Source organism: Nonomuraea sp. AD125B, from assembly GCF_041402765.1.
Classification (GTDB): Bacteria; Actinomycetota; Actinomycetes; order Streptosporangiales; family Streptosporangiaceae; genus Nonomuraea; species Nonomuraea bangladeshensis.
The window spans coordinates 369533-391955 of sequence record NZ_JBGLOU010000005.1 but is presented as its reverse complement, the minus strand read 5'-3'; the positions used below and the strand labels follow the sequence as shown (position 1 = coordinate 391955).

Sequence of the window (22423 nt, the reverse complement as noted above, 5' to 3'; positions counted from 1 at the left end):
ACAACGGAGGGAGACTGATGGTGGACGACGGGGGCGGACCGCTCAAGGGCGTGCTGGTCGCCGACTTCTCCCGCGTCCTGGCCGGGCCCTACGCCACGATGCTGCTGGCCGACCTGGGCGCCGACGTCGTCAAGGTCGAGGGACCCCAGGGCGACGACACCCGGAGCTGGACGCCGCCGGTGCGGGGCGAGACCTCGACCTACTATCTGGGCGTCAACCGCGGCAAGCGCTCCATCGCGCTCGACCTGCGCGACCCGGACGACGCCGCGGCGGCCCGCGAGCTGGCCCGGCGCGCCGACGTCCTCATCGAGAACTTCCGGCCGGGCGGCCTGGCGAAGTACGGCCTCGACCACGCCGCCGTGAGCGCCGCCAACCCCCGCGTCGTCTACGCCTCCATCAGCGGCTTCGGCTCAGGACCCGGCGCCCGGGTGCCCGGCTACGATCTCATGGTGCAGGCCATGTCCGGTCTGATGAGCCTGACCGGCGAGCCCGACGGGCCGCCCTACCGGGCCGGGATCTCCGTCTTCGACGTCATGGCGGGCAACCACGCGGTGATCGGCATCCTCGCCGCGCTCCGGCACCGCGAGGCCACGGGGGAGGGGCAGCACGTCGAGGTCAACCTGCTGTCCTCGGCGCTCACGGGGCTGGTCAACCACAGCTCCGCGTACGTGGCGGGCGGCGTCGTGCCGTACCGGATGGGCAACGCGCATCCGAGCGTGTTCCCGTACGAGCCGCTGCCGACCGCCGACGACGACCTCATCGTCGCGGCCGCCAACGACGGCCAGTTCCGCAAGCTGTGCGAGGTGCTCGGCATCCCGGAGACCGCCGACGACCCGCGCTTCGCCCGCAACGCCGACCGCACCGCCCGCCGCGAGGAGTTGCGGCCGATCCTGGTGGCGGCGCTGGCCGCCAAGGGCGCGGTCGAGTGGTTCGAGCTGCTGGTCGAGGCCGGGGTGCCGAGCGGGCCGATCCAGACCATCGACGGCGGCTTCGCCATGGCCGAGCGGTTCGGGCTGGACCCCGTCGTCGAGGTGGGCGAGGGCGAGCGGGCGGTGCCGACCACCCGCCACCCCATCCGCTTCTCCGCCACCCCGGCCCGCTACCCGCTGCCGCCGCCCGAGCTCGACGAGCACGGCGCGGAGCTGCGCGCCTGGCTGGCCGGCCCGGACCGGCCACTCGGAGGGGAGGGCGCGTGAGCGAACGACCGTCCGACGACGCTCAGAGGGAAGGGCGCGTGAGCGAGCGACCATCCGACGACCCTCAGAAGGGTGAGCGCGACTATCCGACGGCGCTCGGGGCGTCGTCACGGACGACGATCACCCTGCTCGGGCAGGACCTCGCCGAGGACGTCATGGGCCACGTGGGCTTCGGCGAGCTGGCGTTCTGGCTGGCCGTCCAGCGCCGGCCCACGGCGGGCGAGGCCCGCGTGTTCGAGGCGGTGCTCGCCGCGCTGGCCGACCACGGGTTCACGCCGACCGCGATCGTGACCAGATTGACGTACCTGTCGGCGCCGGACTCCGTGCAGGGGGCGCTGGCGGCCGGGCTGCTCGGCGGCGGCTCGCGCTTCCTCGGCGTCACCGAGGACTGCGGCCGCTTCCTCGCCGAGGTGCTGCGCGCCTGCGAAGGGCCGCTGCCGACGGACGACGCCGGGTGGGACGCGCTCGCCCTGGAGACCGTACGCGCCCGCAGGGAGCGCCGCGCGCTCATCCCCGGCCTCGGCCACCACGTGCACAAGGACGGCGACCCGCGCACGCCCCGGCTGTTCGCCATCGCGGCCGAGGAGGGCCTGGTGGGCCCGCACCTGTCGCTGTTCGCCGCGGTCGGCCGGGTCCACCCCCAGGTGCTCGGCCGGACGCTGCCGCTGAACGGCGCCGGGGTGTGCGGGGCCGCGCTCGCCGACCTCGGCCTGCCGCTGGAGCTGCTGCGCGCCTTCGCCCTGCTGGCGCGGACCGCCGGGCTCATCGGGCAGCTCGCCGAGGAGCTGCGCCACCCCGTGGCCAACGACATCTTCCTGTCCGTGGACCTCAACAACCGGTCCATCCCCCCCGAGCCGTACGCCGACGGAGGTCTGCATGGCTGAGCTCGTCGCGGTCATCGCGTCCACCCACCATCCCTTCTACTACCGGGCGTCCACGGCGACCGGCGCCGACCGGCCGCCGTTCGCCGACGAGTGGGTCCGCAAGGTCATGGCCTTCCGCGAGACCCTGACCAGGGCGAACCCGGACGTGCTCGTCATGGTGGGCTCCGACCACTTCCACCAGCTGTGGCTGGACAACATGCCGCAGTTCCTGGTCGGCAAGGCCCCCTTCTACGACGCCAACTGGTACAACGAGGAACGCGAGTTCGGCCTGCCCCGGATGACCTGCCAGGGCGAGGAGGACCTGTCGGCCCACCTCCTGCGCGGCGGCCTCGACCTCGGCTTCGACCTGGCCTTCTCCAACGAGCTGCGGATCGACCACTCGATCACGTGCCCGATCATCACGCTGCGCCCGCAGAACGACCTGCCGATCGTGCCCGTCTACACCAACATCTTCGCCCCGCCGCTGCCGCAGCCCAAGCGCTTCGTGCAGCTCGGGCAGGCCATCCGCGAGCTGATCGAGTCGTGGCCGGACGACCGCAGGGTCGCCGTCATCGGCACCGGCCACCTGTCGCTGGAGCTCGGCGGGCCGCGCCAGTTCGGGCCGCACGGCCCCGACCCCGAGTTCGACCGCAGGGCCGTCGAATGGATCTCCACGGGCGACCTGGAGGGCTGCCTGTCGGAGGTCACCCTCGACAGTTTGTGGAGCCCCGGCAACGCCACCCACGGGTTCATGGACTTCATGCTGATGATGGGGGTCGCGGGTGAGGGCCGCAAGGCCGACTACACCGACACCTACGACCTGTTCCACACCATGGAGGCGTACTTCACCTGGTATCCGGACGGAGGCGGCCGCGCATGAGCAAGTATCTGCTCGACAAGTTCCTGTTCACCGTCGATCGCGATCCCGAGCTGGTCGAACGCTACCGCGAGCAGCCGCGGGCCACCGTCGAGTGGTGGGAGGCCGAGGAGGCGGGCCGCATCCTCGGCTCGCACCTCGACGAGCGCTCGACCTGGCTGAGCTTCGACGACGCCGAACGGGAGGCGCTGGCCACGCACGACTACCCGAAGCTGTTCGAGCTGGGGGCGCATCCGTTCCTGACGCTGACGCTGTTCATCGCGATGTTCGAGCGGGACTACGCGGAACCGCTGGGGTTCCAGCTGGAGTATGCGCAGCGGTTGTCCGGGTACAGCCTCCCGTACCCAGACATATCCACATAAAGGAGAGGATGCGCGATGCGAGCCGCGCGGATCGTGACGTGCGGCGAGCCGCCCGTCGTCGCCGAGTGCCCCGATCCCGAACCGGGTCCTGACGAGCCGCTGGTGCGGGTGCTCGCCGCGCCCATCACCCCGCTCGACCTGCTGTGCGCGAGCGGGACGTCGTACTTCGGGACGCCGGCGACGCCGTACGTGCCCGGCGTCCAGGGCGTCGGCACGCTCACCGAGGACGGGCGGCTCGTGTGGTTCCCGACGCGGGCCGGGATGGCGCCGGGCGACGGCAGCATGGCCGAGCTGGCCCGGGTGCCGGCCGCGGACCTGGTCGAGCTGCCCGCCGGGGCCGACCCGGTCGCGGTGGCCGCGCTCGGGCTGTCGGCCGTGGCCGCGTACCAGGCGCTGACCTGGCGCGGTGAGCTGGCGGAAGGGGAGCAGGTGCTCGTCCTGGGGGCCGGAGGCGCGGTCGGTCAGGCGGCCGTGCAACTGGCCCGCGCCCACGGCGCCCGCCGGGTCGTCGCCGCCGCCCGCTCGGCCGCCGCCCGCGAACGCGCCGCCAAGGCGGGCGCGGACGCCGTCGTCCCGCTGGAGCCAGGCGACGACGTGGCCGCACTGGCCGCCCGCCTCGCCGCCGCCTGCGACGGCCCCGTGGACCTGGTCCTCGACCCGCTGTACGGCGTGCCGGCCGCGGCGGCCGCCCGCACGCTGCGGCCCGGCGGACGGCTGGTCAACCTGGGCGGCTCGGCGGGGGAGACGTCCCCGCTCGACTCCTCCACCCTGCGCGGCCGTTCCCTGCGGATCCTCGGCTACACCAACAACGAGCTGACGGGCGAGCAGCGGGCGGCGGCGATGGGCCACGTGGCGTCACTGGCACTGGAGGGCCGCCTCCACGTCGCCCACGAACGCATCCCCCTGACCGACGCCCCCGCTGCCTGGCACCGCCAGTCCACCGGCGCCACCTCCGGCCGCCTGGTCCTCACCCCCTGAACTCCGGACGTGCGGCGGCGATCACCTCGTGGATGAACTCGCCGGTCAGGCGGGGGACCCGGGACGGGTCGAGGGCGGGGCCGGGAGTGCCGCGGCGGTGGGCGAGGGCGAGTTGGAGGAGCGGGTGCCAGCGGGTGTCGAAGGTGTCCAGCGCGTACGCCCCCGCCTCCTCCTTCGAGATCACCTCGCCGGTCGCCACCGTACGGTGCAGCCGGGGCGGCGACAGCGCGTACGCCAGCGCCAGCCCGTACGGCGACTGCAGCCGCCTGCGCGGCGGCCGGGCGGAGAGCGCCCGCGAGGCGTAGCGGGCCCAGTGGCCGCGGAGCTGGTCGAGGGTCCAGGAGCGGAGCAGCGAGGGCTCCGGGTCGAGACCCAGCGTGGCCGGGGCGGGCCCGCGCACCGGGATGCCGCGTTCGCGGAGCACGGTCCACATCACCGGGTTGACGTCGAAGCCCTGCCCGCGCCGGAACGACGGCCCGCTGTGCGAGGCCACCGGCCGGATCCTGGTGACCGGTTCGCGCAGGTCGGCGGCGGCGACGAAGACGGCGTTGACCGTGCCGGGCAGGTGCGGCTGCCGGCGGGCGAGCGCAAGCCCGGCGGCCCGCAGGTTGCCCAGCTTGTGCAGCAACGACAGCCGCCGCAGCTCCCGCTCGCCGGCCGTCCGGCCCACGACCGCGACCACGTCGATGTCGCTGACGTCCGGCCGCCAGTCGCCGAGGGCGGCCGAGCCGACGACGTAGCAGCCGGTGACCAGGCCCGGGGCCAGGCGGTCGGCGACGGACAGGTAGTGCTCGACCGCCCGCGACAGCTGCGCGGGCGGCGTCACGAGGTGACCGTGACGTGCGGGACCGTCTCGTACGTCGCCCAGTCGGCGCTGATCGCGCTCGCCGTCCGCAGCAGCAGCGGCAGGTGCTCGTCGGACAGGCGCTCCACCGAGGTCTCGGCGGCGTGGGCGTTGACGTTGAGCGCCGCGATGACGTTGCCGAGCCCGTCGCGCAGCGGCGCGGCCACGCTGCGGATGCCGAGCGCCAGCTCCTCGTCCGTGATCGCCCAGCCCTTGGCGCGGACCTCGCGCAGCGCGGCGTCCCGCTCGGCCGCGTCGGGCCGCCAGCGCGGCTCGACGCCGGACCGGCTCGGCTCGGCCAGCACCCGGTCCACCTGGTCGGGCGGCAGCGCGGCCAGCAGGACCTTGCCCAGGGACGTCTGCAGGGCCGGGAAGCGGGTGCCGATCTGCACGGACAGGGTGACGATCTTGGGGACGGCGACGCGGGCGACGTACACGATGTCGGAGCCGTCGAGCTGGGCGATCGAGCAGGACTCGCGGGTCTGCGCCACCAGCCGCTCCATGTGCGGCCTGGCCACCTCCCACAGGCCCATCGAGCGCACGTAGGAGACGCCGAGCTCCAGCACGCGCGGCGTGAGCGCGTAGCCGCCCGCCTCGCTCCGCGCGTAGCCGAGCTCCTGGAGGGTGAGCAGGATGCGGCGGGCGGTGGGCCGGGCGAGGCCGGTCGCGGTGGCCACCTCGGTCAGGGACATGACCGGCCGGCCCGGCTGGAACGCCCTGATCACGTCGAGGCCGCGGGCCAGCGCCTCGATGAAGTCGGGGCCGGTGTCGGCACGTGCCATGTGAACGCCCTCCCTGCTCGGATCCCGCCGCTCCGACTCTAGACCGTCGGGGCGGGTTGTCCGCACAGCGGCTGCTGAGACGGGCGGGAAACCGCCCGTCCCAGCCGCGGTCACCGGGTAAGCCGAGCAGGGGGCGTGCCTGGACGGTCGGCCTACGGACGTCTGTCCGTGGTCAGAGATCCGTGGCGATGATGCGTTCGATGTTGCGCTCGGCCAGCGCCGTGATGGTGACGAACGGGTTCACGGTCGTGTTGCCGGGGATCAGCGCCCCGTCGATGACGTAGAGGCCGGGATGGCCGGACAGGCGGCCGTAGTTGTCGGTGGCCCGGCCGAGCACCGCTCCGCCCAGCGGATGGTACGTCAGGTGGTCCCCCCAGACCTTGTAGACGCCGAACAGGTCGGTCCGGTAGATCGTTCCTTCCTTGGAGTTGATCTTGTCGAAGATCGTCTTGGCCATGTCGATGGACGGCTGCTTCCACGCCGTCTGCCAGCTCAGGTCCACCCGGCCGGTCGCGGCGTTCCAGGTGAACTCGGCGCGGTTCGGGTTGCGGGTGATCGACAGGTAGAAGGAGGCGAACGTCTCGATCCCCGTCGGCAGCGGCGCGACCTCGGCGAACGCGCCGCCGGCCGTCCAGTTGTCGATGCCCGCGCACGGGATCGCCGACTGCCGGTCGCCGGTCGGGTCCCACAGGTGGTTCGCCCGGCCGCACATGACGTTGCCGTTGTCGCCCCAGCCCTTGCCGACCTCGCCGTTCAGGTTCGGCAGCACGCCGGTGGCCTTCAGCTTGACCAGCAGCTTGCTGGTGCCGACGCTGCCCGCGGCGAAGAAGACCCGCTCGGCGGTGACCGTCTTGGTGGCGGTGACCGCGCCGGAGGTGCCGAGCTGCTCGATCGTGACCGCGTACCGGCCGGAGCCGGCGGGGGCGACCGACGTGACGCGGTGCAGCGGCGAGATCGCCACCCGGCCGGTCGCCTTCGCCTGCGCCAGGTACGTCTTCTGCAGCGACTTCTTGCCCGCGTTGTTGCCGTAGAGGATCTCGGCGGCCAGCGCCGACTTGGGCACGGTGCCGGCCTCCTCCTGCTTCATGTAGTTCCAGTCGTAGACGTCCGGGACGAAGACGAACGGGAACCCGGACCGCTGGGCGTGCTTCCTGCCGACCCTGGCGTACTGGTAGTAGGCGGTCGACTCGAACCAGGCCGGGTCGATGGTGCCGACGCCGAGCCCGGCGTTGGCGCGCGGGTAGTAGACGTCGTACATCTCGGCCGCGTTCACCGTGGGGAGCACGGAGGCGAAGTTCTCCCGCTTGGGGGTGACCGCCATGCCGCCGTTCACCAGCGAGCCGCCGCCGACGCCGCGGCCCTGGTAGACGGTGATCCCGGCGAACTCCTCGGCGTCGAGTACGCCGGTGTAGCGGGGGATGTCGCGGTCGATGGGGAAGCCGAGGAAGTAGTTGAGCGGCGCCTTCGTACGGGTGCGCAGCCAGAACGACCGGTAGTCGGGCTCGCGCGTGTTGCAGAAGATCTTGCCGTCGCTGCCCGGCGTGTCCCAGGCCATGCCCATCTCCACCATGTGGACGTCCACGCCGGCCTGGGCCAGCCGGAGCGCGGCGACCGCGCCGCCGTAGCCGGTGCCGATGACCAGGACCGGGACGTGCGCCCCGTCCGCGATGGGTGCGGCGGGGGCGGCCGCCCGCGCGGGGGCGGCCCCGCCCAGGACGACCGCGGCGCCGGTGCCGGCGATGAACCCGCGTCGGGTCAGCCGAAGGTCGGAGGAGGGGCGTAAGGAGGAGGCGTCGTTCATGGGGGGTTCCTCACTTCTCTCGACGACGCTCGCCGGCGGGGGACCGTCCGGCGCCGGGAAGCACGCACGCGGTGTCCAGGCCGAGCACCCGGTTGAGCCGGCCGAAGGCCCACCAGGAGCCGATGCACATGCTCAGCTCGACGATCTCGGCCTGGCTGTAACGGGTCGTCATCCGGGCCCAGAACTCCTCGTCCAGGCCGTGGTGGTCGAGGGCGTAGCGCTCGGCGTACTCGGCGGCCAGGCGGGTGCGCTCGTCGAAGGCGTCCGTGGTGCGCCACTCGGCCAGCGCGTCGAGGAAGCCGTCCTCGACCTTCTCGCCGTCCCGCTCGGTCCGCCAGTCCAGGCAGAACATGCACCCGTTGAGCTGGGCGATCCGCAGCCTGGCCGCCTCGAACTCGCGCAGGCCCAGCGTGGTGTGCGCGTACACGGCGAGGGAGAAGCCCGCGGCGGCGGGGCCGATGCCGGGGACCATCTCGCCCCACACGTACGCGATCGGGTCCTTGTCCTCGGGAATGTCGACGATCACGGGTGCTTCCTTCCGAGTCGGCCCGTCGCGGGGCGGAGCGGCACGTCGAGCGCGTCGTACAGGCCGGGCTCGGCCGCCGCCAGCCAGTCGATGGCGTTCACCAGGCGGCCGGCGGCGGTCGCGTTGCCGCCCGCGGCGCGGTTGCCGCCCTCGTCGGTGGCCTCCACCGTCACCTCGATGCGCGGGCTGCCCTCGATGATCACCCGGTGCGCGCCGTCGCCGCCCGCCGGGGGAGCGGGCCAGTCGGGGGCGCAGGAGGGATGGATGCGGGTGACGTGCTCGACGACGATGCGCGCCTCGCCCTCCACCACGCCCTGCACCTCGAAGCGGAGCGCGCCCTGCGTGCCCGCCTCGAACACGCCCATGGCCGGCGTGGTGACGCTCGCGTCGAGGGGGCGGCGCTCGACGCGCTCGCGGATCTCGTCCAGCTCGACGCCGAGGGCGCGGGCCATCAGGCGTACCTGGCCGCCCCACACCATGGTCGGCACGGTGGGGGCGATCATCGGCGGCTCGTAGTCCATCGGCTGGCCCATGCCGACCAGGTAGCGGACGGAGTCGGGCTGGTCGTAGGCGGTGTAGTCGAAGATCTCCTGGCAGCGTACGGCGTCCACGGTGGCGCCGAGGCCGCTGATCAGCAGCGGCAGGACGTCGTTGCCCCAGCCGGGGTCCACCCCCGACACGAACAGCGAGCCGCCGCCCTCCTCGATCGCGGCCAGCACCCGGGCGCGCAGCTCGGGCGGGGCGTTGCGCTGGTCGTACAGGGCGTAGAGGGAGGGGGTGACGACGACGGCGCCGGCGCGGACCGCGCGCAGGACGTCGGCGAGCGCGTCGTCGGGGCGGATGTCGCCGGAGGCGGCGTAGACGACCGCGCGGGGTGCGGCGGCGAGGACGGCGTCCACGTCGGTGGTCGCCGCCACGCCGAGGTCGTGGCCGAGGCCGCTCAGGGGGCCGGCGTCGCGGCCGGCCTTGTCGGGGTCGTGGACGAGGACGGCGGCCAGCTCAAGGCCGGGATGCGCCTCGACGGCGCGGATGGCGGCGCGGCCGATGTTGCCGGTCCCCCAGATGACGGTGGGCACCATGGGCGGAGCGTAGCAAGCGCTTGGTTAACTGTATAGATGCGTGCACACCAGGACTTGGGCGATGGTGAGAAGGGGCGGTCCCGTGAGCGATGGCGCAGGGGCAGGGTGTGGCGGGGCGGGTGTGCGCGCCCCGCAGCCGGCGCGGACCTCGCCCCGCGTGACCTGCCCCTGCGACCGGCCGCCGTCTCCCCGATGACGTTCGTGCCCGCCGTCCCGATCTCTGTGGTGCTGATCGGGCCGTGGCTGGTTGCCCGAGTCTGCGACCTTCCGTCCGGGAAGTCAATGGACGGGCGGTCCGATGGGAATCAGGAGGTGGGTGAGGCCGCCGGAGCGGTGGGGCCGCCGGGCGGCGGCGTCAGGTGGGTGTACGACCCGGCCCGCTCCATGACCGGCACCTGAAGCCGCAGGGGCGAGGCCCCGGTGAAGGTGAACGTCATCGCCACCGTGCCGCCGCTCACCCCGGTCACCGTGGCGATGGGCCGCTCGCCGGTGCCGACGGGCTCGAGCGGCCGCACCGTGAGCGGCCCGGGCAGTTGCACCGAGCCGCCCCCTTCCGGGGTGATCCGTTCGAGCTGGGCCGGCTGGTGCCCGTTGTTGATGACGACCCCGTACAGGTAGTTCTGCTGGAAGGGCATGGCCGGGTCGGTGGCGCTGAGCACGAACACGTTGCGCAGGTGGAGGGTCTGGCTCGCGTCGCCGTTGGCACCGTCGTTCTGCGGCGCGTGCTGCGCGGTGTCGATGGTCGTCTTCGTGCATCCGGCGGTCAGGGCCGCCAGGGCCACGGCAACGGCGATGGTTCGCATGTTCACTTTCCGCAACTACCCGCGCACCCAGCGTTGAATCAGCCCGAAGCGGGCGTCATCCGAGCCGCCGGTCGAGGAAGCCGATCAGCGTGCGGGCCAGCGCCACCCGCTGGTCGGCGAGGGCGTGGTCGGTGTCGAGGACGTGGTGGTCGAGCAGGCTGCCGGGCTGGGCCGCGTACGCCTCGACCAGCGGCCGGTGGTGGACCTCGGGCAGCGCGACGGTGTCCAGGCCCGCGCCGACGAGCAGGACGGGGCGCCCGGCCAGCCGGTCGGCCAGGCCGGCCAGGCGGTAGGCGTCGCCGGCCGCCAGCATCTCGGCCACCAGGTCCTCGGCGCTGGTGCCGGCGAGCGGCAGCAGCTCGTCCCGCCACGCCTCGACGTAGGCGTCGGCGAGCGCGGGGTCGGCGCGGCAGGCGGCGGCGGCCGCGCCGAAGTCGAAGCCCGCGATCGACCCGGCGGCGGCCACCGACGGCATCGCGGCCGCGGTCATGAGCGCGGCGAACCCGCCCGCGCTGTGCCCGACCACGGCCAGCCGGTCGGGGTCCAGGCGCCAGGCCGCGACGGTCGCGGGGTCGCGCATCGCGGCGACCGCGGCCGCCGCGTCCTCCAGCACGTGCGCCCAGGACCACGATCCGGCCGCGCCCCAGGAGCCCCGGTAGTGGAACACCAGGGACGCGTAGCCGGCCCGGCGGGCGGCGTGCGCCAGGTCGAAGTTGCGCTCGTTGCCGGGGAAGCCGTGCAGCAGGATCAGCACGGGGTGCGGGCCGGGGCCGGCGGGCACGTGCAGGACGCCGGGCAGCGGCGTGCCGGCGCTGCCGACGGTCAGCGGGACTGTGGCCGCGCGCGGGCCGGGCACGTCGAGGGGGTCGGTGATGAGCGGGTCGGCCACGGTTGCTCCCTTAGATGGTACCGATCGGTTCGAGGAGGAGCGTAGCACCGCCGGGGGCGCTCCCTCGAAGGGGGCGAAACGTAGCATCTTGGGCGTGTCATCGTGCTTCGAGGTCGTGACCCTCATCCACGCCCCGCCCGAGCTCGTCTTCGACACCTCGCTGTCGGTCGAGCTCCACACCGCCTCGATGGCCGCCTCCCGCGAACGGGCGGTCGCCGGCGTCACCTCCGGCCTGCTCGGGCCCGGCGACCGGGTCACCTGGCGGGCCCGGCACTTCGGCGTCCCCTGGCGGATGACGTCGCTGATCAGCGGGTACGAGCGGCCCGCGTACTTCATGGACGAGCAGGTCGCGGGCCCGTTCCGGCGGTGGCGGCACGCGCACCACTTCGTCCTCGCGCCGGACGGGGAGGGGACGGTCATGCGGGACGTGGTCGACTTCGCCGCGCCCGCCGGGCCGCTCGGGGTCGTGGCGGAGGTCCTGGTGCTGCGCCGCTACCTGGCCCGGCTCATTCTGCTCCGCAACGCCCACCTCAAGCGGATCACCGAGGAGACCGCCGCGCCGCCCGGCTGACGGCCGCGCCGCCCCGCCGGGCTGAGTGCCGTGTGGCCCCGCCGGGCTGAGTGCCGCGCCGCCCCGCCCGGCTGGGTGCCGCGCCCCCGCCCGGTTGAGTGCTGCGCCGCTCAGCCGATCACGCCGCCTCGCGCGGCTCAGCCGATCACGCCGCCTCGCGGGGCTCAGCCGATCACGCCGTCCGCGCGCAGGGCCGCGACCTCCGACGGCGGCAGGTCCAGCAGCTCGCCCAGCACCGTCTCCGCGTCCGCCCCCAGCTCGGGGGCGGGCTCCGGCGGGGCCTGGCGGCCGTCGAGCACGAGCGGCGACCCCGGCGCGAGGTGCGGGCCGACGCCCGGCTGCGTCAGCTCGGCCATCAGCGGGTGCCGCGCCAGGCCCGTCGCCGTCTCGGCGAACGTCCGGTAGTGCGACCACAGCACCGACGTGCCCGCCAGCGCCTTGCCCGCCTCGGCCGCCGTCCGCGCGGCGAACCACGGCGCGAGCAGCCCGGCCAGCGCCTCCCGGTGCGTGTAGCGGTCGCGGTCGCGGCTGAAGTCGGCCGGCAGCGCCTCCTCCAATGCCGCGATGACCCGCTCCAGCCCGGTGACCGCCACCAGGTCGCGCCAGTGTCGCGCGGTGAGCGTGACGACCATGACGCGCCGCCCGTCGGAGGTGCCGAAGTCGCGGCCGAAGTCGCCGTACAGGTCGTTGCCGATGCGCGGCCGGGCCTCGCCGAGCTGGGCCTGCGCGAGGTAGCCGAGGTTGCCGGCGGTGGCGAGGGCCACGTCGTGCAGGGCGAGCTCGACGTGCCGGCCCTCTCCGGTCGCCGCCCGCCGCCGGTCGGCCGCCAGCAGGCCGATCGCCAGGTAGAGGCCGCACGCCACGTCCCAGGCGGGCAGCACGTGGTTGACCGGCCCGTCGTGATCCTCCGGGCCGGTCGCGTACGGGAAGCCCAGCTCGGCGTTGACCGTGTAGTCCACGGCGCTGCGCCCGTCGCGGTGGCCGAGCAGCCGCGCGTACACCAGGTCGGGCCGCCGCTCCCGCAGCTCCTCGTACGTCAGCCCCGGCCGCGGCGGCGCGTTGGTCACCAGCGTGCCCGCCGCGGCGGCGAGCCCGGCGACCAGCTCGCGGCCACGCGCCGAGCGCAGGTCCACGGTGAGCGAGCGCTTGCCCTTGTTGAGCCCCGCCCCGCAGTAGAGGCTCCGGCCGGAGGGCGCGAGCGGCCAGCGCCCGATGTCGGGGCCGCCGCCGATCGGATCCACCCGTACGACGTCCGCGCCGAGCTGCGCCAGCGTCATCCCGCCGAGCGGCGTGGCGACGAAGCTCGACAGCTCGACCACCCGCAGCCCGGCCAGCGGCGCCGTCCGATCATCGATCACGCCTCAGACCCTACGCCGGGGCGTCCTTCCCGGACCACCGGCCGGAATCAGTGAAGATTTTCTACGGAAAAGTAATTCGTGTATTGTTCGTCGCGGTTACCGTGGAACAGCCGGGTCCCCCCGGGTCCCACGACACGGGCGAGGAGGCAGTGATGAGGCAGGTGCTGCATCCGCTCCAGGCGCACACGCGGCGGGGTGCGACCGGCCACGACGAGAGCGGCGCCGCCGAGCACCTGCTCCACGTCGATCCCCTCCTCCGCGTCACCTGCACCGTCCGTCCCGGCCCCTCGCTGGTCAGGGTCGTCGGCGAGATCGACCGCAGCAACGCCGCCGAGCTGCGGCGCACGCTGGAGCAGGCCCGGCGGATCGACGACGAGCTCGTCGTCGACGTCGGCGGGGTGAGCTTCACCGACGTCACCGGCCTGCGGGCGCTCGCGGCCTTCGCCGCCCCGGGCCGCGCGGTCGTCCGTGACGTCCCGCAGCAGATGGGCCGGTTGATGAAGCTCGTCGGGATGCCCGCGTTCGGCGAGCCGGTCGAGCCCCCCGTGGCGTGAGCCGCCGCCCGCGGGGTAGGCGGGTCGCCATGGCAGAGGAGAGTAGGGCCGGCGACGACCGGCGGCGCATCGCGCTGCCCGGCGTGGTGCTCGGCATCGGGCTCGGCGGGTTCGTCGACGGGATCCTGCTGCACCAGATCCTGCAGTGGCACCACATGCTGAGCAGCACGGACACCGACAACATCGGCGTGCGCGACTATCCGGTGACCACCGTGCCCGGCCTCCAGATGAACACCCTCTGGGACGGCCTGTTCCACACCTTCACCTGGATCGCGGTGCTGACCGGCATCGGGCTGCTGTACTCCCGGGTCACCGCCTCGCGCGGGCGGGTGTGGCGCTCGCGGGCGCTGTGGGGCTGGGTCCTCGTGGGGTGGGGGCTGTTCAACCTGGTCGAGGGCGTCGTGGACCACCACCTGCTGGGCATCCACCACGTACGGACCGGGCCGGGACAGCTCGCCTGGGACCTCGGGTTCCTGCTGTTCGGCGCGCTGCTCGTGGCGGGCGGCTGGGGTCTGCAGCGCGGGGCGCGGGTCGTCGACCTGTGCGAGCCGCGTACGGCGGCCGGCCGCCCGCGGTGACGCACCAGCACGAGCACGCCGCCACCCTGCCGGTGCTGCTCGCCCTGCTGCTCGTCGGCTACCTCGTGGCGGCGGCGCGGACCCCGGGCTGGAGCCGGTGGCGGACGGCGGCGTTCACCGGCGGGGCGGCGCTCGCCGCGTTCGCGCTCACCGGGCCGCTCGCCGCGTACGGCGCGGCCGACTTCCGCGGCCACATGACGCAGCACCTGCTGGTGGCCATGCTCGCGCCGCTGGGCCTGGTGCTCGGCGCGCCGGTGACCCTGCTCCTGCGCGCGCTGCTCCGCCCGTACGCGCGCCGCCTCGGCGGACTGCTGCGGGCCCGCGTGCCGCACCTGCTGGCGCACCCGGTCACCGCGCTCGTGCTGAGCGCCGGCGGGATGATCGTGCTCTACTGCACGCCGCTCTACCGCGCCGCCCTGGTCACGCCGTGGCTGCACGAGCTGGTGCACGTGCACTTCCTGCTGGCGGGATGCCTGTTCGCGTGGGCGATCGCCGGTCCTGACCCCGCCCCGCGCCGCCCCTCGGTGCCGGCGCGCCTGGTCGTGCTGGGCGTGGCCGTCGCGGCCCACGCCGGCCTCTCCCAGCTCATGTACGCCGGGCTCGCGGTGGACCTGCCGGTGCCCGCCGCGCAGCGGACCGGCGCCGCCGAGATCATGTACTACGGCGGCGACCTCGCCGAACTCCTGCTGGCGGCCGTCCTGGTGGCCGGCTGGCGGCCGGCGAGGCGGATTGCGTACGCCCGCCGGCCGGGCTGACACGGCGTTCCGGCATCAACCGATCGGTTGATGCCGGAATCCACCGTCTCGCTCCCCACCCGGGCGATCTGTCGCCCCCGGCCCCCGCGCGATGCTCAAGGCATGCCAACACACCAGGAGCCTGCCCTCCGCACGACGGGCCTCCGCAAAGCCTTCGGCGACCATCTGGCCGTGGACGACATCGATCTCACCGTCCCCGCCGGTTCCTTCTACGGTCTGGTCGGCCCCAACGGAGCCGGCAAGACCACCACCCTGGCCATGGCCGTCGGCCTGCTCCGCCCCGACGCCGGCAGCGCCGAGATCTTCGGCGTGGACGTCTGGCGGGACACCGTACGGGCCAAGGGACTGATCGGCGTGCTGCCCGACGGCAACGCCATGCCGGAGCGGCTGACCGGCCGCGAGGTCCTCACCTACCTCGGCCTGCTGCGCGGCCTCCAGCCCGACGTGGTCGCCGACCGCACCGACGAGCTCCTCCAGATCCTGGAGCTCGACGCCGCCGAGCGGACCCTGGTCATCGAGTACTCCACGGGCATGCGCAAGAAGATCGGCCTGGCGGTCGCCCTCCTGCACGCGCCCCGCCTGCTCGTCCTGGACGAACCGTTCGAGGCCGTCGACCCCGTCTCCGCGGCCACGATCAGGACGATCCTGCGCAGGTTCGCGGCCAACGGCGGCTCGGTGATCATCTCCAGCCACGTCATGGCCCTCGTCGAGCAGCTCTGCGACCACGTCGGCGTCATCTCCGACGGCCGGGTCGTGGCGGCCGGGCCGCTGGCCGACGTACGCGGCGCCGGAACCCTGGAGGACGCCTTCATCGACCTCGTCGGCGCCCGCGCCGGCGGAACGGAGGGGCTGGCATGGCTGACCTCGTGACCCCGGGCCCGGCCGCCCTGGCCCGGCACATGGTCCGCATGCGGCTGGCCCTCACGCGCAACTCCCTGCGCGGCGACAACGCCACCAACCTCTACGGCGGCGCCTCGCTCGGGCTGATCCTGGCCTTCGGGACGATCGCGGTCGCCGTCCTGTGGCCCGCCTACCTGCCCGTCACCCTGGCGGTGTGGCTCTCCGGCTGGATCTTCGGCCCCATCTTCATCGGCGGCGGCAACGAGGCCCTGCGGCCCGAGTACTTCTCGATGCTCCCGGCCACGCCGGGCCGGATCGCGGCGGCACTGCTCGCCGGGGCCTTCGCGGGCCCCGCGCCCGCGGTCAACCTCGTCGCCCTGCTGTCCCTGCCCGTGTACGGCTGGCGCTTCGGCCCGGCCGGAGTGCTCATCGGCCTGGTCGCGGCGGTCGCCACGCTCGTCACCATGGTGATGGTCTCCCGCGTCATCGTGGCGCTCATCGGCCTGTTCGTCAGGTCCCGTGCCACCGCGGTCGCCGTCGGCGTCCTGACCGGCACCGCCATCGCCCTGTGCAGCAACGGCTGGGCGCTCCTCGTGGCTCTCGGCGGTGCCGACACCGCCGCCTGGTCGGAGATCCTGGTCCGCGTCCTGCCCTCCGGGTGGGGGGTGGCGGCCGTGGAAGCGTCCTGGCCCCTCGCCCTCGCCATCCTCGCCGGCAACGCCGGCGTGATCGCCCTCCTCCTCGCCGCCTGGGCGGCCCTGCTGTCGCGCCGCGTCGTGTCGGCCGTTCGCGGCGGTGTGCCGCCCCGCCGTGGCGCGCCCCGGCCTTTCCCCACCGCCGGCGGGGCCCGCGTCGTCGCCGCCAAGGAACTGCGTGCCTGGTGGCGCGACCTCGTCCGCATCCAGCTCCTCGCGACCGCCTTCGCCTACGCGCTCGTCACCCCCCTCCTGCTCGTCACCATCGGCGTCTGGGCCATGGTCCCCTTCATGGGGCTCATCGCGATCGTGATGGCCGCCGCGTCCTCGGCCAACCTCTACGGCGCCGACGGGACCGCCCTGTGGCTCACCCTCATGACGCCGGGGGCGGAGCGGGCCGACGTACGCGGCCGTCAGCTGGCCTGGTTCCTCATCGTGGGCCCGGCGGCCGTCGTCCTCTCCGTGGCCGGCACCCTCGTCAGCGGCGAGACCTGGGCCTGGCCGTGGGTGCTCGGCCTGCTCCCCGCCCTCCTCGGCGGCGGCGCGGGAGTCGTCATCCTGCTCGCCGTCACCTCGCTCGTCCCCGGCACCGACCCCCACAAGCGCGGCGGCAACCCGCTCAGCACCGGCGCCGACGAGACCGCCGAGACCAGCCTCGCCTGGCTCGTGCTCGTCGCGGTCCCCACGACCGCCCTTCCCACGGCCGCCGCCGTCCTCCTGCACCCTTGGGCAGGCATCGCCACCGGGGTGCTGACCGGCGTGCTCTGCGCCTGGGGTTTCGGCCGGATCGCCCATCGCAGGCTGGAGAGCCACGGGATCGAGCTGCTCAACCTCATGAAGCACGGCCCGGCGCCCCAGGCCGACAAGCCCTCCACCGCGGACCTGCCCATCCAGCACCGCATCGGCGTCACGGTCTGCTACACCATCGCCTGGCTTCCCCTGTTCCCCCAGGGACTCGTGCCCCTGGTCATGAAGATCGTCGGCATCCAGGACCCCGTGTGGTTCCTCGCCCTCCATCTCCCGCCGGTCTGGCAATGGCCCACGATCATCTTCATGATCGCCCTGGGGCTGCTCATGTACGGTTACGCGATCTTGATCCCCATGCGCCTAAGCTCGTCCTCGTCGGCCACCGCCACCGGGTGAAGCGATCCGAGAGAAGGGGCACTATCCACATGGACGACCCTTTCCCGCCCTCCACCTGGGAGCGACGCTTCGAGCGCATCGCCGAGATCGTCCCCTACATCACCCTCGCCGCCTCCCTCGTCATCAGCCTGGCCGCACCCGAGCGGCCGGCGGACGAGATCCCCCACACCCTCGCGCTCACCGCGCTGGCCCTCGCCTGGCTGCTCGGCGCCCGCCCCCTGCTCCATGCCGTGCGCAGGCGGCGGGTCGCCGTCACCGTTCACTTCGCCGGCGTCCTGGCCACCGCCGCGCTGCTGAGCTTCCACGACCCGATCTTCGTCATCTACTGCATCTCCGGCTACTTCCTCGCCGCCCACTTCGCTCCCTCCAAGTGGACCTTCGCCGCCGTCGCCGTCACCTCCGTCGTCCTGTACGGATCCACGCTCGACTGGACCCAGGCCACTCCTCAGCTCGTCGCCTTCCACCTGGCGATCGTCGCCGTGCAGACCGTCGCCATCGGCGGCGGCCACATCGCCGGCATCAGGATCGAGGACCGGCAGCGTAAATACCGCAAAGCGGTCAGCGACCTGCAGATCGCCCTGGAGGAGAACGCCGACCTGCACGCCCAGCTCCTCACCCAGGCCCACCAGGCCGGCATCCTCGACGAACGCCAGCGCATGGCACGCGAGATCCACGACACCCTCGCCCAGGGCCTCACCGGCATCATCACCCAGCTCCGCGCCGCCCAGCGCGTCGAGGACTCGGGCACCCACCTCGAACTCGCCCTCGACCTCGCCCAGGACAGCCTCACCGAGGCCCGCCGCTCCGTCGCCGCCCTCCAGCCCCACCAGCTGGAGGACGCCCATCTGCCCGAAGCCATGACCACCCTGGCCCGCAACTGGACCCAGACCACCGGCGTGGACCTCCACGTCGAGGTGACCGGCGACCGCGTCCCCCTCAGCCCGGCCATCGAGGTCACCCTGTTCCGTGTCGCCCAGGAGGCCCTGGCCAACGTCGCCAAGCACGCGGACGCCACCCGCGCCGGCCTCACCCTCTCCTACACCGGCGCCGTCGTGCTGCTCGACATCCGCGACGACGGCACCGGCATCGACAATCCCGACAGCGGCGGATTCGGACTCAGCAGCATGAGACAACGTCTGCGCGGCGTCGGCGGCACCCTCGAGGTCGAGAGCACGCCCGGCGAGGGCACCGCCGTCAGCGCCACCGTCCCCGCCCTCCAAGGAAACCCCCGGTGATCCGCCTCCTCATCGTCGACGACCACCCCATCGTCCGCCACGGCCTGCGCGCCGCCTTCGAAGCCGAGCCCGACATCCACGTCGCCGGCGAGGCCGGCAACGGCCGCGAAGCCGTCGACCGGGCCGCCGCGCTCCAGGTCGACATCGTCCTCATGGACCTGCGCATGCCCGAGATGGACGGCGTCACCGCCATCACCGCCCTGCGCCACTCCCATCCCCACATCAAGACCCTCGTCCTGACCACCTTCGACGGCGACTCCGACGTCCTGCCCGCCATCGAGGCCGGCGCCTCCGGCTATCTCCTCAAGGACGCCCCCACCGACGAGCTCCTGCGCGCCGTCCGCGCCGCGGCGGCCGGCGAGCCGGTCCTGTCGCCCTCCGTCGCGGGCCGCCTCATGGGCCAGGTACGCAAACCGGTCAAGGCCGCACTCACCGACCGCGAACTCCAGGTCCTGGCCCTCGTCGCCGACGGCGCATCCAACCGCCAGGCCGCCGCCAAGCTCTTCATCAGCGAGGCCAGCATCAAGACCCACCTGCTGCACATCTACGACAAACTGGGCGTCCGCGACCGCGCCGCGGCCGTCGGCGAGGGGTATCGCCGAGGCTTGCTCAGCTAGCCGCCGAAGGGTTCTTCCAGTTTGCGGGCGATCTCTTCCACGGCGGACAGGTCGGCGGGCGAGAGCCGGTCGATGACGTGGCGGCGGACCGATTCCAGGTGGGCCGGGGCGGCGTCCTCCAGCGTCTCCAGGCCGTGCTCGGTGAGAACGAGGTAGCAGCCCCGGCCGTCGTCCGGGTCGGGCTCGCGGCGCAGCAGGCCGCGGGCCTCCATGCGGGTGGCGTGCCGGGACAGCCGGCTGCGCGACCAGCCCATCTTGGCGGCCTGCTCGTGCAGGGTGCTGGTGCGGCCGGGACGTTCGGAGAGCGTGCTCAGCACCTCGTAGTCGGGCTCGGACAGGCCGAGCGCGGCCAGGTCGTGGGCGGTGCGGGTCTGAATCGCGATCATCATGCGGCGCAGGGCGCGCCAGGCGCGTTCCTCGTCCGCGTCGAGCCAGCGCACCGTCTCATGGGACCGCTTCGTTGACATGTAAACAAGATACCAGCTACGTTCGTTTCCATGTCAACGAAACCTCTTCGGGTCCTCGTCCTCGTGTGCAGCACCCGTCCCGGCGCCCTCGGCCCGGCGGTCGGCCGGTGGCTCATCGACGCGATCGCGCCGCGGGCCGCGGAGCTGGGCGTGGAGCTCCTGCCGGTCAGCCTCGGCGACCTCGCCCTGCCGTTCCTCGACGAGGAGGGCGAGCCGGGGGCCGGCGTCTACCAGCACGAGCACACCAGGCGGTGGAGCGCGACGGTGGACGCCGCGGACGGCTTCATCGCCGTCACCCCCGAGTACAACTACGGCATGCCGGCCGCCTTCAAGAACGCCCTCGACTACCTCGGCCGCGAATGGGCGTGGAAGCCGATGGGGTTCGTCAGCTACGGCAACACCTCGGCGGGCACCCGCTCGGTCCAGCACGCCAAGCAGGTCGTGACCACGCTGCGGCTGGTGCCGCTGGGCGCCACGGTCGCCCTGCGCATCGCCGACCAGATGCACGACGGGCGGTTCCGTCCGGACGCGGGGCGCGGCGCGGCCGCCGTCGGGGTCCTCGACGAGCTCGTCCGCCTCGCCCACGCCCTGCGGCCGATGCGCGAGCGGGTCCGCCCGGCCTCGCGGCCGGCGCCCCTGCCGGGCTCGTACGTGCGGACGCTGACCCCCGACGACGCCCCGGACGTCCTGGTGCTCCAGCGCTGCTGCTGGGTCGAGGAGGCGCTGGCCAACGACACCCTGGCCATCACCGCGCTGGAGGAGTCGCTGGAGCAGGTGCGCGCCTGGCTGGCCACCTGGCGGACGACGGGCCTGTGGCGGGACGGCCGGCTCCTCGGCATGGTGCGCACCCGCCGCGTGGCCGACGACTGGCACGTGGGACGCCTCGGCGTCGTCCCCGACCTGCGCGGCCAGGGCGTCGGCCGCTGGCTGCTGCGCGAGGCCGAAGCCGCCGCCGAGGCCGGCTGCCGCCGCGTCGTGCTGTCCACCGGCGCCAGGAGCGAGCGCAACATCCGCCTCTACCAGGCCGAGGGCTACCGCACGGAGTCGTCCGACGCCACGACGACCACCCTCGCCAAGCCGGTGCCCGCCGACGTGCCCCGGTTGACGGGGGTTCCGGCTGGCGCGTAACGACTTTTCCCGACTTGTCACGAGATTTGCTGATCTCTGTGATCCTGGGCTTCGCGACTTTCAGGACGCCCAGAAGGGAACTCTTCGTGCGACTGTTAACCCGCCTGATCGCGGTGGCCACGACCGTGACCGCGTTGTCCGCGGTCCCCGCCGCCGCGGCGCCCCAGCTGGTGGTCAACGGCACGTTCACGGCCGGCACCGCGCCCTGGTGGAACTCGGCGAACACCTCGATGACCGTGGACGCGGGCCGGCTGCGGGTCACCGTGACCGGCGGCACCGCCAACCCGTGGGACGCGATGGTGGCCCAGAACGACATCCCCCTGGCCCAGGGCAAGGCGTACACCCTCTCGTTCGACGCCTCGGCCTCGGCCGCGGTCACCGCGGTCACCACCGTGCAGCTCGCCGACGCCCCCTACACCAACACGCTGACCAGGTCGCTCTCGCTCTCCACGACGAGCAAGCGCTTCAGCTTCCCCTTCACCTCCGGCCTCGGCACCACGGCCGGGCAGGTGTCGTTCCAGCTCGGCAAGAACGCCGGCTTCAGCTTCTTCCTGGACAACGTCTCGCTGACCGAGCAGTCCCCGTCGGGGCCGGTCGCCATGACCGACGGCTTCTACGTCGACCCCGGCTCCAACCCGGCGACCTGGGTGCGGAGCAACCCCGGAGACTCCCGGGCCGCGCGAATCCAGTCGGCCATCGCGTCCAAGCCGATGGCCCGCTGGATCGGCGGCTGGAGCGGCGACGTCGGGGCCGCCGTGTCCGCGTACGTGTCCGCGGCGGACGCGGCCGACAAGCTCCCGGTGCTGGTCGCGTACAACATCCCGGGCCGCGACGCGTGCGGCGGGCACTCCGGGGGAGGGGCCGGCAGCGAGGCCGAGTACAAGAGCTGGATCTCCGCGTTCGCGTCCGGCATCGGCGCCCGGCCCGCCGTCGTGATCATCGAGCCCGACTCCCTGGGCGACTTCGCCTGCATGGACGACGCCGCCGTGCAGGCGCGCAACCGCATGCTGACGTACGCGACCGAGCAGTTCCGCGACAAGGCGCCCAACACCTGGGCCTACCTCGACGCGGGCAACGCCGGCTGGGTCGCGGCGGGGACGATGGCGACCCGGCTGAGCAACGCGGGCGTGGGCAACATCCGCGGCTTCGCCGTGAACGTCTCCAACTACTACCCGACCGCCCAGTCGGCCGCCTACGCGTCCTCGGTCAGCGGGGCGCTCGGCAGCGGGGCCAAGTGGGTGATCGACACCAGCCGCAACGGCAAGGGCTCCAACGGCGAGTGGTGCAACCCCGCAGGCCGACAGCTCGGCACGCCCGCCCAGGTCGGCGGCGACGGCGGCACCGAGATGCTGCTGTGGGTGAAGGTCCCCGGCGACTCCGACGGCAACTGCGGCATCGCCCCGGACACACCGGCCGGTCAGTTCAGCCCGGCCCTCGCCGTCCGCCTGATCGACGGCACCTGATGATCTCGCGGGGGTCTCG

At 73.5% G+C, this 22423-nt stretch carries 24 protein-coding genes; 15 read left to right on the top strand and 9 right to left on the bottom strand.

All coding sequences use genetic code 11. The features are described 5' to 3' along the window. Positions 1-17 precede the first annotated feature (17 nt). The 5 genes from ACBR40_RS16295 to ACBR40_RS16275 are packed head-to-tail and all read left to right on the top strand — an operon-like array spanning position 18 to position 4276. The gene (locus ACBR40_RS16295; RefSeq protein ID WP_371249247.1) at positions 18-1196 is read left to right on the top strand and encodes a CaiB/BaiF CoA transferase family protein; all 1179 of its coding nucleotides are present in this window, start codon (positions 18-20) and stop codon (positions 1194-1196) included. 38 nt (positions 1197-1234) lie between these two features. After that, on the top strand, positions 1235-2080 hold the full coding sequence (locus tag ACBR40_RS16290) for a citryl-CoA lyase (RefSeq protein ID WP_371249246.1): 846 nt from the start codon (positions 1235-1237) through the stop codon (positions 2078-2080). Then, positions 2073-2939 carry an extradiol ring-cleavage dioxygenase gene (locus ACBR40_RS16285; protein ID WP_344204477.1) on the top strand — a complete coding sequence of 289 codons (867 nt, stop codon included), beginning with the start codon at positions 2073-2075 and terminating at the stop codon, positions 2937-2939. Before ACBR40_RS16290 ends, ACBR40_RS16285 begins: the two co-directional genes overlap by 8 nt. After that, positions 2936-3298, top strand: a complete 363-nt coding sequence (locus tag ACBR40_RS16280) for a hypothetical protein (RefSeq protein WP_344204474.1) — start codon at positions 2936-2938, stop codon at positions 3296-3298. The genes ACBR40_RS16285 and ACBR40_RS16280 overlap by 4 nt, the downstream gene beginning before the upstream one ends. Before the next feature lie 15 nt (positions 3299-3313). Then, positions 3314-4276 carry a zinc-binding dehydrogenase gene (locus ACBR40_RS16275; RefSeq protein ID WP_371249245.1) on the top strand — a complete coding sequence of 321 codons (963 nt, stop codon included), beginning with the start codon at positions 3314-3316 and terminating at the stop codon, positions 4274-4276. Here ACBR40_RS16275 and ACBR40_RS16270 read toward each other — a convergent pair. The 7 genes from ACBR40_RS16270 to ACBR40_RS16240 all read right to left on the bottom strand — a co-directional run bounded on the left by ACBR40_RS16270 (position 4266) and on the right by ACBR40_RS16240 (position 11000). Continuing rightward, complete coding sequence (locus tag ACBR40_RS16270; protein ID WP_371249244.1) at positions 4266-5102, bottom strand: nucleotidyltransferase domain-containing protein; 837 nt, start codon at positions 5100-5102, stop codon at positions 4266-4268. The genes ACBR40_RS16275 and ACBR40_RS16270 overlap by 11 nt on opposite strands. Next, complete coding sequence (locus tag ACBR40_RS16265) at positions 5099-5902, bottom strand: IclR family transcriptional regulator C-terminal domain-containing protein (protein WP_344204463.1); 804 nt, start codon at positions 5900-5902, stop codon at positions 5099-5101. The genes ACBR40_RS16270 and ACBR40_RS16265 overlap by 4 nt, the downstream gene beginning before the upstream one ends. Before the next feature lie 172 nt (positions 5903-6074). Further along, complete coding sequence (locus ACBR40_RS16260; protein WP_371249242.1) at positions 6075-7703, bottom strand: GMC oxidoreductase; 1629 nt, start codon at positions 7701-7703, stop codon at positions 6075-6077. 10 nt (positions 7704-7713) lie between these two features. After that, positions 7714-8229, bottom strand: coding sequence for a carboxymuconolactone decarboxylase family protein (locus tag ACBR40_RS16255; RefSeq protein WP_344204458.1), 516 nt, complete (start codon positions 8227-8229; stop codon positions 7714-7716). Beyond that, on the bottom strand, positions 8226-9308 hold the full coding sequence (locus ACBR40_RS16250) for a dihydrodipicolinate reductase (RefSeq protein WP_371249241.1): 1083 nt from the start codon (positions 9306-9308) through the stop codon (positions 8226-8228). The genes ACBR40_RS16255 and ACBR40_RS16250 overlap by 4 nt, the downstream gene beginning before the upstream one ends. A gap of 305 nt (positions 9309-9613) precedes the next feature. Further along, entirely contained in the window at positions 9614-10111 is a 498-nt protein-coding gene (locus tag ACBR40_RS16245) for a hypothetical protein (protein ID WP_344204454.1), read from the bottom strand. Positions 10112-10166: 55 nt separating this feature from the next. Beyond that, on the bottom strand, positions 10167-11000 hold the full coding sequence (locus tag ACBR40_RS16240) for an alpha/beta hydrolase family protein (protein WP_371249240.1): 834 nt from the start codon (positions 10998-11000) through the stop codon (positions 10167-10169). Positions 11001-11094: 94 nt separating this feature from the next. Here ACBR40_RS16240 and ACBR40_RS16235 point away from each other — a divergent pair, with 94 nt between their 5' ends. Next, complete coding sequence (locus ACBR40_RS16235) at positions 11095-11571, top strand: SRPBCC family protein (RefSeq protein ID WP_364458757.1); 477 nt, start codon at positions 11095-11097, stop codon at positions 11569-11571. A 164-nt stretch (positions 11572-11735) separates the two neighbouring features. Here ACBR40_RS16235 and ACBR40_RS16230 read toward each other — a convergent pair whose 3' ends face one another. Next, on the bottom strand, positions 11736-12929 hold the full coding sequence (locus tag ACBR40_RS16230) for a CoA transferase (RefSeq protein ID WP_371249239.1): 1194 nt from the start codon (positions 12927-12929) through the stop codon (positions 11736-11738). Positions 12930-13081: 152 nt separating this feature from the next. Between ACBR40_RS16230 and ACBR40_RS16225 the strand changes: the two genes are divergently transcribed. The 7 genes from ACBR40_RS16225 (at position 13082) to ACBR40_RS16195 (ending at position 19346) form a co-directional block, all read left to right on the top strand. After that, entirely contained in the window at positions 13082-13483 is a 402-nt protein-coding gene (locus tag ACBR40_RS16225; RefSeq protein WP_344204442.1) for an STAS domain-containing protein, read from the top strand. Positions 13484-13512: 29 nt separating this feature from the next. Next, the gene (locus ACBR40_RS16220; RefSeq protein WP_371249238.1) at positions 13513-14061 is read left to right on the top strand and encodes a DUF2243 domain-containing protein; all 549 of its coding nucleotides are present in this window, start codon (positions 13513-13515) and stop codon (positions 14059-14061) included. Continuing rightward, the gene (locus tag ACBR40_RS16215; protein ID WP_371249237.1) at positions 14025-14816 is read left to right on the top strand and encodes a cytochrome c oxidase assembly protein; all 792 of its coding nucleotides are present in this window, start codon (positions 14025-14027) and stop codon (positions 14814-14816) included. Before ACBR40_RS16220 ends, ACBR40_RS16215 begins: the two co-directional genes overlap by 37 nt. Before the next feature lie 102 nt (positions 14817-14918). Next, positions 14919-15686 (top strand): ABC transporter ATP-binding protein, encoded by a 768-nt coding sequence (locus ACBR40_RS16210; protein WP_344204435.1) that lies wholly within the window; start codon positions 14919-14921, stop codon positions 15684-15686. Further along, positions 15671-17494, top strand: a complete 1824-nt coding sequence (locus tag ACBR40_RS16205) for a hypothetical protein (protein ID WP_371249236.1) — start codon at positions 15671-15673, stop codon at positions 17492-17494. The genes ACBR40_RS16210 and ACBR40_RS16205 overlap by 16 nt, the downstream gene beginning before the upstream one ends. A 29-nt stretch (positions 17495-17523) precedes the next feature. Continuing rightward, positions 17524-18729, top strand: coding sequence for a sensor histidine kinase (locus tag ACBR40_RS16200; RefSeq protein WP_371249235.1), 1206 nt, complete (start codon positions 17524-17526; stop codon positions 18727-18729). Beyond that, complete coding sequence (locus ACBR40_RS16195; RefSeq protein WP_344204427.1) at positions 18726-19346, top strand: response regulator transcription factor; 621 nt, start codon at positions 18726-18728, stop codon at positions 19344-19346. The genes ACBR40_RS16200 and ACBR40_RS16195 overlap by 4 nt, the downstream gene beginning before the upstream one ends. On the opposite strand, the gene ACBR40_RS16190 is transcribed toward ACBR40_RS16195, so the two are convergent. Continuing rightward, positions 19343-19813 (bottom strand): MarR family winged helix-turn-helix transcriptional regulator, encoded by a 471-nt coding sequence (locus tag ACBR40_RS16190; protein ID WP_371249234.1) that lies wholly within the window; start codon positions 19811-19813, stop codon positions 19343-19345. The two genes, ACBR40_RS16195 and ACBR40_RS16190, sit on opposite strands and share 4 nt — an antisense overlap. A 30-nt stretch (positions 19814-19843) precedes the next feature. On the opposite strand from ACBR40_RS16190, the gene ACBR40_RS16185 reads away from it, so the two are divergent. Together ACBR40_RS16185 and ACBR40_RS16180 are read left to right on the top strand one after the other, a co-directional pair. Further along, entirely contained in the window at positions 19844-20941 is a 1098-nt protein-coding gene (locus tag ACBR40_RS16185; RefSeq protein WP_371249233.1) for a GNAT family N-acetyltransferase, read from the top strand. An 86-nt stretch (positions 20942-21027) separates the two neighbouring features. Next, positions 21028-22404, top strand: a complete 1377-nt coding sequence (locus tag ACBR40_RS16180; RefSeq protein ID WP_344204420.1) for a glycoside hydrolase family 6 protein — start codon at positions 21028-21030, stop codon at positions 22402-22404. The last annotated feature ends 19 nt before the right edge of the window (positions 22405-22423 follow it).

Excerpts from the sequence above, each read along its gene's own strand:
- ACBR40_RS16295 (WP_371249247.1), top strand. The coding sequence starts at position 18 with ATGGTGGACGACGGGGGCGGACCGCTCAAGGGCGTGCTGGTCGCCGAC.
- ACBR40_RS16285 (WP_344204477.1), top strand. The coding sequence starts at position 2,073 with ATGGCTGAGCTCGTCGCGGTCATCGCGTCCACCCACCATCCCTTCTAC.
- ACBR40_RS16280 (WP_344204474.1), top strand. The coding sequence starts at position 2,936 with ATGAGCAAGTATCTGCTCGACAAGTTCCTGTTCACCGTCGATCGCGAT.
- ACBR40_RS16275 (WP_371249245.1), top strand. The coding sequence starts at position 3,314 with ATGCGAGCCGCGCGGATCGTGACGTGCGGCGAGCCGCCCGTCGTCGCC.
- ACBR40_RS16265 (WP_344204463.1), bottom strand. The coding sequence starts at position 5,902 with ATGGCACGTGCCGACACCGGCCCCGACTTCATCGAGGCGCTGGCCCGC.
- ACBR40_RS16260 (WP_371249242.1), bottom strand. The coding sequence starts at position 7,703 with ATGAACGACGCCTCCTCCTTACGCCCCTCCTCCGACCTTCGGCTGACC.
- ACBR40_RS16250 (WP_371249241.1), bottom strand. The coding sequence starts at position 9,308 with ATGGTGCCCACCGTCATCTGGGGGACCGGCAACATCGGCCGCGCCGCC.
- ACBR40_RS16245 (WP_344204454.1), bottom strand. The coding sequence starts at position 10,111 with ATGCGAACCATCGCCGTTGCCGTGGCCCTGGCGGCCCTGACCGCCGGA.
- ACBR40_RS16225 (WP_344204442.1), top strand. The coding sequence starts at position 13,082 with ATGAGGCAGGTGCTGCATCCGCTCCAGGCGCACACGCGGCGGGGTGCG.
- ACBR40_RS16220 (WP_371249238.1), top strand. The coding sequence starts at position 13,513 with ATGGCAGAGGAGAGTAGGGCCGGCGACGACCGGCGGCGCATCGCGCTG.
- ACBR40_RS16210 (WP_344204435.1), top strand. The coding sequence starts at position 14,919 with ATGCCAACACACCAGGAGCCTGCCCTCCGCACGACGGGCCTCCGCAAA.
- ACBR40_RS16205 (WP_371249236.1), top strand. The coding sequence starts at position 15,671 with ATGGCTGACCTCGTGACCCCGGGCCCGGCCGCCCTGGCCCGGCACATG.
- ACBR40_RS16200 (WP_371249235.1), top strand. The coding sequence starts at position 17,524 with ATGGACGACCCTTTCCCGCCCTCCACCTGGGAGCGACGCTTCGAGCGC.
- ACBR40_RS16190 (WP_371249234.1), bottom strand. The coding sequence starts at position 19,813 with ATGTCAACGAAGCGGTCCCATGAGACGGTGCGCTGGCTCGACGCGGAC.
- ACBR40_RS16185 (WP_371249233.1), top strand. The coding sequence starts at position 19,844 with ATGTCAACGAAACCTCTTCGGGTCCTCGTCCTCGTGTGCAGCACCCGT.